Below are 12,622 nucleotides of genomic sequence, written 5' to 3'. Positions count from 1 at the left end.
CAATGACCTTTACAGAATCTGACCTCGTTGCCTTATTAACAGAGCGCCACGAAACCGTGGCTTTTTGCGAGTCGCTGACTGCCGGCTTAGCCAGCGCTACTATCGCTTCGGTGCCAGGCGCGTCTGCCGTCTTGCGCGGTGGCCTTATCACCTATGCCACCGAGGTGAAATCTCACTTTCTGGACAAACCAGTCTCAGAGATCGAGCGCGTAGGCGTCGTCTCTGGCGAAACTGCAGTTGATATGGCTCGCGCCGCTGCTGCGGAAACCGGGGCGGATTGGGGTTTAGGGCTTACCGGCGTCGCTGGGCCCGATAAACAAGAAGGAAAAGAACCCGGCACGGTATTTTTAGGAATCTATTCCGCCGGGCGCATAGCGCAGTCTTTTTGCTTGCGTGACTTGGGCACTGAACGAAACCAAATTAGAAAGGCCACGGTAGGAGTTGCGATCGCCCAACTTGGTGCGATCATCAAAAATTTTCCTACCAGTGGGGAACAAATTTCATCGAAGGAGCGTTAAAACTTACGATGAACATTTCTACAGCAGTCCTCGACAACTCGGCGCAGACTGCCGCGGAACCTGCGGCAGCGGCACCATCGGCGCCACAACCTGCCCGTGCCCCCGAGCCACTTTTGCGTGAAGCATTGGGCTTGACTCTGCGCGCATTCCGCGCGGATAAGTCAGTTACCCTGCGCGAATTGGCTAGCGTCGCCCGCGTGTCACCGGGCTACTTGTCAGAGCTCGAGCGAGGCCGCAAGGAAGTTTCTTCTGAGCTATTGGCCTCCGTGTGCCATGCGCTCGACGCGTCTGTGTCTGACGTCTTGATCGAGGCTGCCGGTTATATGGCTCTGCCGTCGATGGATGAAGAGCTCGCGCATACCGCGCCGGCTGCTTCTGAGCTTTAACGCGTGCGGGATTCTGAAAAGAATAGCCGCGGTGGATACCTGCGATTAGTAGCGGCAGAGCCCTAGGCGTTGGGTTACTATGAACACGACAACGCGACGCATTACCACATTCCCTAGAAAGGTCTAGAGCATAATGGCGAATCCATTTGTTAAGGGTTGGAAGTACCTGATGGCACTGTTCGATAATAAAATCGAAGAGAATGCCGATCCGAAAATTCAGATTGAGCAGGCCATCGAAGATGCCCAACGTCAGCACCAAGAGCTTTCGCAGCAGGCCGCGGCGGTCATTGGCAATCAGCGCCAGCTGGAGATGCAACTTAACCGTCGCCTAGCCGAGGTCGAAAAGCTGCAGGGCAATACCCGCCAGGCGCTCGAGCTTGCGGATAAGGCACGCGCCAATGGTGATGAAAACAAGGCCGTGGAGTACGAGAACGCCGCCGAGGCCTTTGCCGCTCAGCTGGTGACCGCAGAGGAGTCCGTGGAGGACACGAAGAAGCTTCACGACCAGGCGTTGCAACAAGCTGAGCAAGCGAAGCGCGCTGTTGAGCGCAATAATGCCGCCCTGCGCCAGAAGGTTGATGAGCGTTCGAAGCTGCTATCGCAGCTGGAGCAGGCAAAGATGCAGGAAAAGGTTTCCGAGTCTTTGAACTCCATGAACGAGCTTTCTGCAGGCGGCAACACGCCTTCGCTCGATGCCGTGCGCGATAAGATTGAGCGCCGTTACTCCAAGGCTCTGGGCCAAGCGGAGTTGGCGGAAAATTCCGTCGAAAACCGTATGGCCGAGGTGCAGCAGGCGGGCATCCAGATGGCCGGCCACTCCCGCTTGGAGCAGATCCGTAGCGAGATGAACTCCACGAAGTCCGTAGAATCTAACCGCACCCAGGCCATCGAGGGCAATAAGGCCTCTGGCTCTGCTGCGGATCAGGCAGCGCAGCCGACCTCGAATGATGATGCCGTCCAGGCTCGCTTGCGAGAGCTGCGTGGAGAGTAACTTCCTCATCCCGCGCTTGTCGTAGCGCTAATTGAAAAATAGCCTCCGATCTTTCCTTTGCCGCGTTTAGCGGTGGGGAAGTCGGAGGCTTTGTGGCGCTAGCAGTGTATGTGCCTAAGTTTTCTTAGTCACCGACGCCGCGGGCCTGAAGGGCTTCGCCAATGGCCCGAGCGCGCCGAATTGAGCGAATGATGACGGGCGTGACAAAGGCCGAGGGGGAGAAGCCAGCGCCGCGAGCCTTGCGGGCATCGAGAACCTCGTAGACCGTTTCGAACATGAGGGGGATGAGGCGGATAGTCAGGGACATCGCCAAGCTGATGTTTTCTACCGGGACGCCGAAACGATTCAGTGGCTGGAGGGATTCTTCCAGCGACTCCATGATGGCGTCGACGGTCGAAGTGAGCGTCAGCAAAAAGGCCAAAATCATGGCCGCCAAGATATTGAGGAACATCACCGCGGCGTAGTCAAAATCCTTGGCCCACCATTGGAAACCTGCTAGGGGAATGAGTATGACCAGGGGCGGCCAGAGTTGGCTCCAAGCAATTCGTGGGGGGATGCGGGCGATGATATAGGTTAGCGCTGCGGCGATCACCGCACCGCCTGCCCACGGCAGAGAGTTGAAAAAGATGCTGGTAACCAGGATAAATACCAGCAAGATGAGTATCTTCCAGCTGGGCTTCATCCGGTGGATTACCGTCGTGCCCGGAACGTACACGGAAAGCGGAATATTGGTTCTGCGTCGGGTCATTGGAGGTGGCTTTCTAGAGTGGCCGCTGCGCCATGAGATCTCTGTAAAAATCGATGACCTCCTGGGGAGCACCATCGGCGGCAACCTTATGGTCATCGATGCAAATGACACGGTCGAAATCCATGAGGAATTCCAGATCGTGAGTAACCACGATGAGCTGCTGGTCAAGCTGCGCGAACTCGCGCTTAATGCGGTCGCGATTGCGAAGGTCCAGCAGCGTCGTTGGCTCATCGGCGATGATGAGCACCGGGTCGATGACCAGCACTGCGGCTAAGGCGAGCAATTGCTTTTGTCCACCAGAAAGAGTGTGCGGGGAGCGCTCGGCGAAATCTAAAAGCCCGAATCGTTCCAAGGCAGCGTCTACGCGGGCATTGCGCTCGTCCTTAGGCAGCTTGAAGCGGCGCAGGGAAAAAGCGATGTCATCGCGCACATTAGGCATGACGATCTGATTTTCGGCGTCGGAAAAGACGAACCCCACCTTTTCGCGCACCTTTTTGCCCTGCTCGCTGGGATTGATGCCGTCGACGGTGACGGCGCCCGCGGTGGGCTCACCCAGGCCATTGATAAGCCGAGTCAAAGTGGACTTTCCGCCGCCATTTTGACCGATGACGCCGATCCGCTGCTCGCTTAAAGTGAGGTTGATGTCATCGAGAACCACCGTCTCATCAAAAGCTACCGTGACCGAGGAAAAGTCGATGGTGGGCACTAGGAGGCCTTTCTACCCATCAGGTCGGGGAATGCGGAGTGAACGCCAACGGCGATGATAACCGCTACGATGAGCTTTGCGGTGTCAACGAGGACGAACGGGCCTTGCGCCGCGATGGCCGGGCCGACCTCCAACCCGGAGCGAAGCATCAAGCCGATCGCGCCACAGGTGTATTGCACGAGAAGGCCTACGATGGCGGCGATAGCGAAAACCACGGTCATGCCGCCCTTTCCGCGCGGGGCGCGGTAGGCAATGGCGCCGGCTGCGATGGGGGAGAGCACATAACCGATGATGTATCCCACGGTGGGGCCGGCAAGCGCGCGGAGCGTGGTGCCGCCGCCTGCCAATACGGGCAATGCCAAACCGATAAAGAGGAATAGCAAGCCAACGTAGCCGCCGCGTTTTCCGCCCAAGATGAGGCCGGACAAAATGAGCGCGGCGTTTTGCAAGACGATGGGGACGCCGGCGGTGCCTACGGGGATAGAAACGAAGGCTAAAACGATAACGAGGGCGGTAAATACCGCTACATAGGCAATGGTGGTTGCCACGGAGTTCTTCTGCATGGGAAAAGATTAGCACCTTGGAGAAAAACGCTGTAGACACACCAATTTGAACGTCGTTCAAGGAGGCTAATTCTGGGGTCCTGGTAAAAGTTTTGGAAATATTTCCGTGGTGGTGGGTAGGATTGCGCGCATGCGATTGACGGAGTACCACCAACTGGTTGTGGATGAATTTGGCGAATCAAAAGGGGCGTGGATTAGCCATTCGCATGTTTTATCAGAGCTCAATGGAACGCCGGATGAGCTTATCGAACGTGGCGTCGATCCCCGTCGTGTCTGGATAGGGCTGTGCAATGACTTTGATGTCCCTCAAGAACGACGTCTCGGCGTAGATTACCCATCCTTATAGGCCCAAGAGAGCCTGAAAAGGCGTGTCCATTTTCGATATTCGAACAGATGTATGTACTCTAGTTGGGGTGTCGGTGTGGGCGACTACAGTGGGATTGCGTTGAGGGCGGAACCATTTAGGGTTCTGCAGCAGTCTAATTAAGTGTTCACGCAGCGTCGTACGAGATAAGGATTTATAACAATGGCAACGAAAAAGAAATCATCCTCCGCCGCAACCAAGGGAGATGACCGCCAGAAGGCGCTAGATGCAGCGATGGCCATGATCGAAAAGGATTATGGCAAGGGCGCCGTTATGCGCTTGGGTGATGATGACCGCCCTCCCATCAAGGCCATTTCTTCCGGCAACACGGCAATCGACGTGGCGCTGGGCATCGGTGGCTTCCCGCGCGGGCGAATTGTGGAAATCTATGGCCCAGAGTCTTCCGGTAAGACGACGGTGGCGTTGCATGCCATCGCCTCGGCACAAAAAGATGGCGGCATTGCAGCGTTTATCGATGCCGAGCACGCCCTCGACCCCCAATATGCACGCCTGCTAGGCGTCGACACCGATAACCTCCTCGTGTCCCAGCCAGATACCGGTGAGCAGGCCCTAGAAATCGCGGACATGCTGGTGCGCTCCGGCGCCATCGACATTATCGTCGTGGACTCCGTGGCAGCTCTGACCCCTAAGGCGGAAATCGAAGGCGAGATGGGCGATAGCCACGTCGGCCTGCAAGCCCGCCTGATGTCCCAGGCCTTGCGCAAGATGACCGGTGCGCTATACAACTCCGGCACCACCGCAATCTTCATCAACCAGCTGCGCGAAAAGATCGGCGTGATGTTCGGTTCCCCGGAGACCACCACCGGTGGTAAAGCGCTGAAGTTCTACTCCTCCGTGCGCTGCGATATCCGCCGTATCCAGACGCTGAAGGATGGCCAGGATGCCATTGGTAACCGCACGAAGCTCAAGGTGGTAAAGAATAAGGTTTCCCCGCCGTTCAAGATCGCCGAGTTCGACATCATGTACGGCGAGGGCATTTCTCGCGAGTCCTCCATCATCGATCTCGGCGTAGAAAACGGTTTCATCCGCAAGTCCGGCTCCTGGTTTACCTATGAGGGCGACCAGCTGGGTCAAGGTAAGGAGAAGGCTCGTTCCTTCTTGAAGGATAACCCTGACCTTGCCAATGAGATCGAAAAGAAGATCTTCCAAAAACTCGGCATTGGGGAAGAGGCGGCAAATGGTGAAGAAGCTACCGCCATGGATGTCCCCGGTTCCGATGATCCATTGACGGATGAATCCGTAGATTTGGTCCCGAACGTCGACTTCGATGACGATTAAGCCTGTCCACCAACACTCCCACCGCTTAACACCCGCGCTATGAATCAACCCGCCCCTGAAAAGCTAGAGCAACTCCGCCAGGCCCTTGAAGCCTATGAAAAAGGAGAAGCCGGGGGCGGGCTTTTTGATCGGGAGGCCGAAGAGGCAAAGTCAAAGGTTCGGTCCCGCGCATTGGGCTTGCTTGACCAGCGTTCGCGGTCCCGCCAGGAATTGTATGACCGTTTGGTTCAGGCCGAATTCGCCCCTGAGGTGGTTGATGAGGTCCTCGATGACTTGGCCCATGCGGGCCTCATTGACGACGCCGCCTTCGCCGCCGAATGGGTGCGGCAGCGGCATAAGCGGCGAGGAAAATCGCGCAGCGTCCTCGACCGCGAGCTTCGGGAAAAGGGCATAAGCCAAGAAGACAGAGACGAAGCCCTTGCCCAAATTGACTCCGCCGATGAAGAGGCGATGGCCCGCGCCTTGGCGGAAAAGAAGGCGCGCAGCGTGAAATCCGTTCCTGCGGATAGGAAGGAACGGGAAAAGGCCTTGCGCAGGATCGTGGGAGTATTGGCGCGCCGTGGATTCAACGAGGGGATGTCTTTGAACATTGCCATTAGCGCCCTCGAGGAACGGTGCGAGGAGCTGTCTTCTCCTTAAATCCGGCGGATGGGGCTTAGTGCCTTGTTGGCTCCAACCTTGTGACTCGCACACGCGCCCCACCCACCGCGGGCCCGCGCCCCGACGCGCCGCACTATGCGCCCATTCTGGCCCACTTGCTGTCACGGGCGCCGAGCAGCGACGGTTATGAGTTGTTCTGGGTGATGGCTAGACTATGCCGACGTGGAGCAGACAATTCCTGAAACCCGTACCTATGAAGTCCGAACCTTCGGCTGCCAGATGAATGTGCACGATTCCGAGCGCATTTCCGGCCTGCTGGAGGAAGCTGGCTACGCGGCCGCAGACGAGGCCACGGAGCCGGATCTCATCGTCTTTAACACGTGCGCAGTCCGCGAAAACGCCGACAAGCGCCTCTACGGCACGCTGGGCGCATTGAAGAAGACGAAGGAGAACCATCCCGGCATGCAAATCGCTGTGGGCGGTTGCCTTGCACAAAAGGATAAGGACACCGTCCTCGACAATGCGCCGTGGGTTGATGCCGTCTTCGGAACCCACAATATGGCAGCGTTGCCCACCCTCCTCGAGCGCGCCCGCCATAACGAGGAAGCTCAGGTAGAAATCGTCGATTCGCTAGAGGCATTCCCCTCGGTATTGCCCGCTAAGCGCGAATCCGCCTACGCGGGTTGGGTATCGGTGTCCGTGGGCTGCAATAACACCTGCACCTTCTGCATCGTTCCCTCCCTGCGCGGTAAGGAAGAGGACCGCCGGCCGGGCGATATTCTGGCCGAGGTACAGGCGCTGGTGGATCAGGGAGTTTCTGAGGTCACCCTCTTGGGCCAAAACGTCAACGCCTATGGCGTGAATTTCGCCGATCCAGAAATGCCGCGCGATCGCTTTGCTTTCTCGAAGCTGCTGCGCGAAGTGGGCAAGATCGACGGCCTCGAGCGCCTGCGGTTTACCTCCCCGCACCCGGCGGAATTTACCTCGGATGTCATCGACGCCATGGCGGAAACCCCGGCGGTGTGCCCGCAGTTGCACATGCCGCTGCAGTCCGGCTCGGATAAGGTCTTGAAGGACATGCGCCGTTCCTACCGCACGAAGAAGTTCCTGCGCATCCTCGATGAGGTCCGCGAGAAGATTCCGAATGCTGCGATTACCACCGATATTATCGTCGGTTTCCCGGGCGAGACCGAAGAGGATTTCCAGGACACCATGGACTTGGTCCGCCGCGCCCGCTTTGCCTCGGCATTTACCTTCCAGTATTCCCCGCGCCCGGGCACCCCTGCGGCGGAGATGGACAACCAGGTCCCCAAGGAAGTCGTCCAGGACCGCTTCGAGCGGCTCGTTGCGCTGCAAGATAGCATCCAGGCAGAAGAGAACCAGAAGTTCGTGGGCACTGAGGTGGAGCTCTTGGTCCAGGCTGAGGGCGGACGCAAGAACGATGAGACCCACCGCATGTCGGGTCGAGCTCGGGATGGGCGCCTCGTGCACTTTAGCCCCATTGATGCCAACGGCGCGGATATCTCGGCCGAGATTCGCCCCGGCGACGTCGTGCGCACCAAGGTCACGGGTGCAGGCTCGTTCTTCTTGCTTGCCGATGCCGCAGTAGCCACCCACACCCGCACCAAGGCCGGCGACATGTCGGCTTCGGGCCAAACCCCCACTACCGCTCCCATCGGGGTGGGCTTGGGGCTGCCGGGCATCGGCAAGCCTGCTGGCGCTGCCGCAGCGGATTCTTGCGGCTGCTAACCGGGGAGTAGGCTAGGGTGCCATGAGAGAGCGAAATACCACCACCGCCGCCCAGGAGGCGGCACAGGCGGAGCGCCGAGCAGCACAAACCATGGATCTGCGTGGGCAGAAAGTGACGCTGTGGATCGCTGTGGCGGCCTATATTGTCTACCTCATCGTTCCTTATGCCGGCTCCGCCCACGGGTGGCAGGCCTTAAGCTTTGGCACCACCGAGGATGGGGTGAAGATCTCGCTGATGGAGACCGTCTCCGCGTGGCTCGCGCTACTTGGCGTGGGCGTGCTGACGACGGCAACCCTGCTGACCCGCCGCGCCACGCTCGGTCTGATTGCGTGGATGATGGTGACGGTTTCTTTCTTCGTTAACCTGTGGGGCTTTTGGTACCGCGGCTCCACCGCGGACGGCCCGGCCATTGGCATGTGGGTGGGCATGCTGGCGACCTTCCTGGCCTTCTTGGGCTTTAGTCTCGTCGCCCTGCGCCGCAGCCCGGAACAACGCGCGGCAGAAGAAAAGGTTCGCGCCTCGGCGGGCCAGCTGGATGAGGTAGGCAAATTCCAGTCCGATATTGCGTCCCCGCAGCCGCAGGAATTGCTTGTCGATGACCGCCGGAAAAAGGCCGCCGAGCGCCACCGCCACCAGCAGGAGGGCTAAAGGTGCAGCTCCCAGGCTGAAGATTGGGAGATTTCCCGCGCCCCGAGCCGTGCGTATAGCGCGTTCATAGCTGCGTCACCGGCGGCGACGGAACAATAGCAGCGGCGCACCTGCGGCCACGCTCGGTTGACCTCGTGCAGGGCGGTGAGTTTTGCTAATTGTGCTAAGCCTTGCCGGCGGTGGTCGCGGTCGGTGACGGTGAGGGTCCATTCGCAGACCTCCGGATCCGCGGCCTCGTGCCGCGCCAGCTCGGTAAGCGCCACGATGTCCCCAGCATTATCGATGAGCGCCACGAGCAGCGTATGCCCGCGCCGCGAGCGCAGGCGTTGGTGCGCTTCTTCCAACCGCTGCCGGGACCACACGATGGGCTCGGTGGATAAGGTGCCGGTATCGGCATCCGCCGAGGCGACCGTTAAAAGGCGCATGACATCGTCGATATGTGCCTCCGGAATGGCATAGTCCTGCCAAACCGCGGCCGAAAGCCCGGGCGGAAAGAGGGCGGCAGCCGGGTGCTCTGGAATATCGATGGCCAATTGCCGCTCGCTATGGCGCCGCGTAAAGCCCAGGGATTGGTAGACCGCCGCCATCGCGTCGTACTCCGGCGAAGTCTCCGGCGGGTGCAGCAGGCCTACGTGCGCGACGCTGCGTCCGAGCTGTTGGGTGATTTTTAAGGCGGTATCTCCCATCCAGGTAGCCACCTTGTGCCCCTCGGCATCAAGGGGGTCACCGGGCAGCGGGAGGTCGCACAGGACGCACTCGATTTCCGCGGCATTGCGCTCTTCTAAAAGTGGCAGGCTGATGTGGATAAATCCCACGTAGTCCAGCTCGGGGCTCGGTGCGGTAGCGGGAATTTGGGGCAGACCGAGCTCGGAGACGGGCCCGAGCGTCGCCGGGCCATCGACCACCGCGAAAAGGTAAGTCTGCGATTCGCCCGAACCCTGCAGGCGGTGCACCACGCGGCTAGGCGAGGTCGAGGCCGCCGCATCCCCGCTTGCTTCCTGCGCCGCCAGGTTTGCCCAGAAAACAAAGGAACGGATACAATCCGCCGGTTCAGCCTCGGCTACCTGGGTCGGGCGCGCAATCTGAACGAGGTGCACTATTTATCGTTGACGGCATTGGCAGCGGCATCGGCAAATTCCTGCCATTGCTCCGCCTGCGCGCGCAGCTCCGCGGCCTTCTTCTCCTTGCCCTTAGCCTCCGCAGCCGCGGACTGGGCCTTGAAGTCTTCCACCTTGGCCTGGAATTGGGCCACGCGAGCCTGCGCTTCAGGGTCGGTGCGCCGCCATTCGGATTCTTCCGCTTGGGTGACGCGCTTTTCTAGCTGCTCAATTTTGGATTCGTACTCGCGCACCTGGTTGCGGGGCACGAAGCCGATTTCCTCCCACTTTTCCTGCAGTTCGCGCAGCTTAGCCTTGGCCTTGTCCATGCTTTGCGATGGGTCAATCAGGCTATCGTATTCCGCAAGCAGCGCGTCCTTTGCCTTGGCGTTTTCGGCGAACTCGCGGTCTCGCTCGTCGTTGACCGCATTGCGGGCATCAAAGAAGCGGTCCTGCGCCGCGCGGAACTTCGCCCACAGCTGGTCATCGACCTCGCGCGGGGCGCGGCCGGCCGCCTTCCACTCCGCCATCAGATCGCGGTAGGCGCGGGCGGTAGGGCCCCAATCGGTGGAGTCCTGGATGGCCTCGGCGCGCTCGACGAGTTCTTCTTTCTTCTTTCGCGCGGCCGCGCGGGCGCGATCGAGATCCGCAAAGTGCGAACCGCGGCGCCGATTAAAGGAATCGCGGGCGCGCGAATAGCGCTTCCACAGGCCGTCATCGGTCTTCTTATCGATGCCCTTAATCTGCTTCCACTCTTCCAAAATGGCGCGGATGCGGTCGCCGGCGGCCTTCCACTCGGTGGAATTCTCGGCAATCTCTTCAGCCTCGGCGGCGAGCTTTTCCTTCGCCGCAATCGCATCCTGCCGGCGCTTTTCCCGCTCCGCCTGCGCCTGTTCCCCGGCCACAACGGAGTGATCAATAACCGCCGCGAGGCGGCGATCCAGCGCCGCGATATCGCCAATGACCGCAGCGGTAGGCAGGGTCTCGCGGAGTTCGGCGGCGGTCTGCTTGATTCCTGCGGCCTCGCTGGGGTTGGCGCGCAGGCGAGCCTCTAGGAGCTCGATCTCGGTGGCTAGGTCATCATACCGGGCGCCGAAGTGCTCGAGGCCCTCTTGCGCAGAGCCTGCCTGCCATTCCCCAATCTTGCGCTCGCCCTCGGGGGCGGACACGAAGACGGACCCATCGGCATCGACGCGCCCCCACTTGGCCGGATCGTTCTTGCTCGGAGATTGCACGGGCACGGGCTTGGCTGTGGGGCGGGGGCCCTTCTTGGGCATGGAACCTGGGGTAGGGGTGGGAGACATGGAAAGCCCTCCTAGACATATATCGCCGCGCGTCACGGCTGCCGGATGAAATCACTGGTTACATTACCGTGAAAAATCGCTGTGTGCCTAGAATCTATTTAATTACCTCCTCTTGGGTAGATAGTATGGAGGAATAATGTTCAATCTCATGGTTATGCCCGCCTCGCCGGCGCTGACAGTCGAGCTAGCTCCCAACGATGCCGCCTCGCGGGCGCTGCTGGCAGCGGCGCGCACGCTGGCGGTTGAAGCCGCTGCCGCCGGCATGGAGGAGGCAGAAATTATCGGATCCCGCTCCTCCCGGTGGCATACCCGCCACACGGGAAGTCTGCGCGCCTGGGGAGCCCACCAGGTACACGTGGGCGCGGGAGACTACCTGCCAGAAATCATGGCCCACTACGTCCTGTCTACGGTCCCACAGATAACGGTGCGCGATAGCCGCGACCGCCTAGGCACGCCAGACCCAAAGGTACTTAGCATCGTGGTTGCGGACGGCAGCGCGGGCCTTACTGAGAGGGCACCGCTGGCGCTTATCCCCGGCGCGCAGGAGGCGCATCGGTGGTGCGAGGAGGTGTTGATGGGGGCATCGGCAAGCAGCGAGGCTGAGTGGCTGAAGCAACGCGGCGTGGAAGAGCCGGCGCTCTGGCTGGAGCTTGCCGGCTGCACGCCCAAGCGCGCGCAGGTCCGGGCGACGGACGCCACCCTCGGGGTAGGCCGCTACGTGGCAGGTTGGGAGGTAACATGCGCCCCATCGCAGTAGTTGGCCCCACCGCATCCGGCAAATCCGCGCTCGGGCTGGCCCTTGCCCATGAACTAGATGGGGAAGTGGTCAATGTCGATTCCATGCAGCTATACCGCGGCATGGATATCGGGACCGCGAAGCTTTCCCCCGCAGAGCGCGAGGGCATTCCGCACCACCAGCTCGATGTCTGGGACGTGACGGAGACTGCTTCCGTGGCGCGCTATCAGCAGGCGGCCTTGCGCGATATCGAGGACATCATGTCCCGCGGCAAGACTCCGATCCTCGTCGGCGGATCCATGCTCTATGCCCAGGCGTTGGTGGATGACTGGCAATTCCCGCCCACCGATCCGCAGGTGCGGGCCAAATACGAGGCCCGCCGCGCCGATATCGGAACCGACGCACTCCACGCGGAGCTCGCGCGCGTCGATCCGGCAGCCGCCGCCATCATCGAGGATAAAGACCCCCGCCGCACCGTCAGGGCGCTCGAGGTCATCGAGCTGACCGGCAAGCCCTTTAAAGCCAGCCAGCCGCCGAAGAACGGCCCGCCCCGGTGGGGGACCAGGTTGCTGGGGCTGCGCACGGATAGCGAGTGGTTGAACCCGCGCATCGAAAAGCGCACGCACCTCATGTTTGAGCAAGGTCTTGTCGAGGAAGTCGAGCGCCTGCAGGATAAGGGGCTTGTGGCCGATTCCACCGCGGGCCGCGCGATTGGCTATGTGCAGGTTCTACAAGCCCAGCGCGGCGAACTGACCTGGGAGGACGCCGTGGAGCGCACGATTACTGGCACCCGCCGGTACGTGCGCCGCCAGCGTTCCTGGTTTAACCGCGATAAGCGCATTACCTGGCTCGATGCCGCAGGCGATACCACCGCCCGAGCTTTGTACGTGCTTGGGCGCTAGGGTAGAGGCT

The 12,622-nt window shown here is 60.4% G+C and carries 15 protein-coding genes; 10 read left to right on the top strand and 5 right to left on the bottom strand.

The window, feature by feature from the left end; translation table 11 throughout:
- Positions 1-2 precede the first annotated feature (2 nt).
- From EL217_RS07020 to EL217_RS07010, 3 genes are all read left to right on the top strand, one after another.
- Positions 3-518 (top strand): nicotinamide-nucleotide amidohydrolase family protein, encoded by a 516-nt coding sequence (locus EL217_RS07020; RefSeq protein ID WP_126319245.1) that lies wholly within the window; start codon positions 3-5, stop codon positions 516-518.
- An 8-nt stretch (positions 519-526) separates the two neighbouring features.
- Entirely contained in the window at positions 527-904 is a 378-nt protein-coding gene (locus EL217_RS07015; protein ID WP_126319243.1) for a helix-turn-helix domain-containing protein, read from the top strand.
- A 133-nt stretch (positions 905-1,037) separates the two neighbouring features.
- Positions 1,038-1,895, top strand: coding sequence for a PspA/IM30 family protein (locus tag EL217_RS07010; RefSeq protein ID WP_126319241.1), 858 nt, complete (start codon positions 1,038-1,040; stop codon positions 1,893-1,895).
- 124 nt (positions 1,896-2,019) lie between these two features.
- On the opposite strand, the gene EL217_RS07005 is transcribed toward EL217_RS07010, so the two are convergent.
- From EL217_RS07005 to EL217_RS06995, 3 genes are all read right to left on the bottom strand, one after another.
- Positions 2,020-2,577, bottom strand: coding sequence for an energy-coupling factor transporter transmembrane component T family protein (locus EL217_RS07005; protein ID WP_232018410.1), 558 nt, complete (start codon positions 2,575-2,577; stop codon positions 2,020-2,022).
- 79 nt (positions 2,578-2,656) lie between these two features.
- A complete protein-coding gene (locus EL217_RS07000; RefSeq protein WP_126319237.1) occupies positions 2,657-3,349 on the bottom strand; it encodes an energy-coupling factor ABC transporter ATP-binding protein in 693 nt (230 codons plus the stop codon).
- Complete coding sequence (locus EL217_RS06995; protein WP_023017346.1) at positions 3,349-3,912, bottom strand: biotin transporter BioY; 564 nt, start codon at positions 3,910-3,912, stop codon at positions 3,349-3,351. The genes EL217_RS07000 and EL217_RS06995 overlap by 1 nt, the downstream gene beginning before the upstream one ends.
- Positions 3,913-4,042: 130 nt before the next feature.
- Here EL217_RS06995 and EL217_RS06990 point away from each other — a divergent pair, with 130 nt between their 5' ends.
- The 5 genes from EL217_RS06990 (at position 4,043) to EL217_RS06970 (ending at position 8,573) form a co-directional block, all read left to right on the top strand.
- The gene (locus tag EL217_RS06990; protein ID WP_023017347.1) at positions 4,043-4,258 is read left to right on the top strand and encodes a DUF3046 domain-containing protein; all 216 of its coding nucleotides are present in this window, start codon (positions 4,043-4,045) and stop codon (positions 4,256-4,258) included.
- Positions 4,259-4,438: 180 nt separating this feature from the next.
- On the top strand, positions 4,439-5,575 hold the full coding sequence (recA, locus tag EL217_RS06985; RefSeq protein WP_005283473.1) for a recombinase RecA: 1,137 nt from the start codon (positions 4,439-4,441) through the stop codon (positions 5,573-5,575).
- Positions 5,576-5,614: 39 nt separating this feature from the next.
- Positions 5,615-6,214 (top strand): recombination regulator RecX, encoded by a 600-nt coding sequence (gene recX / locus EL217_RS06980; RefSeq protein WP_126319235.1) that lies wholly within the window; start codon positions 5,615-5,617, stop codon positions 6,212-6,214.
- A 240-nt stretch (positions 6,215-6,454) separates the two neighbouring features.
- The gene (miaB, locus tag EL217_RS06975) at positions 6,455-7,924 is read left to right on the top strand and encodes a tRNA (N6-isopentenyl adenosine(37)-C2)-methylthiotransferase MiaB (protein WP_232018409.1); all 1,470 of its coding nucleotides are present in this window, start codon (positions 6,455-6,457) and stop codon (positions 7,922-7,924) included.
- A 22-nt stretch (positions 7,925-7,946) separates the two neighbouring features.
- The gene (locus tag EL217_RS06970; protein WP_126319231.1) at positions 7,947-8,573 is read left to right on the top strand and encodes a hypothetical protein; all 627 of its coding nucleotides are present in this window, start codon (positions 7,947-7,949) and stop codon (positions 8,571-8,573) included.
- On the opposite strand, the gene EL217_RS06965 is transcribed toward EL217_RS06970, so the two are convergent.
- Positions 8,570-9,670, bottom strand: a complete 1,101-nt coding sequence (locus EL217_RS06965; protein ID WP_126319229.1) for a GNAT family N-acetyltransferase — start codon at positions 9,668-9,670, stop codon at positions 8,570-8,572. The two genes, EL217_RS06970 and EL217_RS06965, sit on opposite strands and share 4 nt — an antisense overlap.
- Complete coding sequence (locus EL217_RS06960) at positions 9,670-10,974, bottom strand: DUF349 domain-containing protein (RefSeq protein ID WP_005278868.1); 1,305 nt, start codon at positions 10,972-10,974, stop codon at positions 9,670-9,672. The genes EL217_RS06965 and EL217_RS06960 overlap by 1 nt, the downstream gene beginning before the upstream one ends.
- A 136-nt stretch (positions 10,975-11,110) precedes the next feature.
- Between EL217_RS06960 and EL217_RS06955 the strand changes: the two genes are divergently transcribed.
- Both EL217_RS06955 and miaA read left to right on the top strand, forming a co-directional pair.
- Entirely contained in the window at positions 11,111-11,731 is a 621-nt protein-coding gene (locus tag EL217_RS06955; protein WP_126319227.1) for a hypothetical protein, read from the top strand.
- Positions 11,713-12,612: a tRNA (adenosine(37)-N6)-dimethylallyltransferase MiaA gene (gene miaA / locus EL217_RS06950; RefSeq protein WP_126319225.1), complete on the top strand. Its 900-nt coding sequence runs from the start codon at positions 11,713-11,715 to the stop codon at positions 12,610-12,612. Before EL217_RS06955 ends, miaA begins: the two co-directional genes overlap by 19 nt.
- Positions 12,613-12,622: the final 10 nt, after the last annotated feature.

It is taken from the genome of Corynebacterium segmentosum (genome assembly GCF_900637825.1).
Lineage (GTDB): Bacteria > Actinomycetota > Actinomycetes > Mycobacteriales > Mycobacteriaceae > Corynebacterium > Corynebacterium accolens.
The sequence above is the reverse complement of the archived record's forward strand: the minus strand, read 5'-3'. Positions and strand labels throughout refer to the sequence as shown.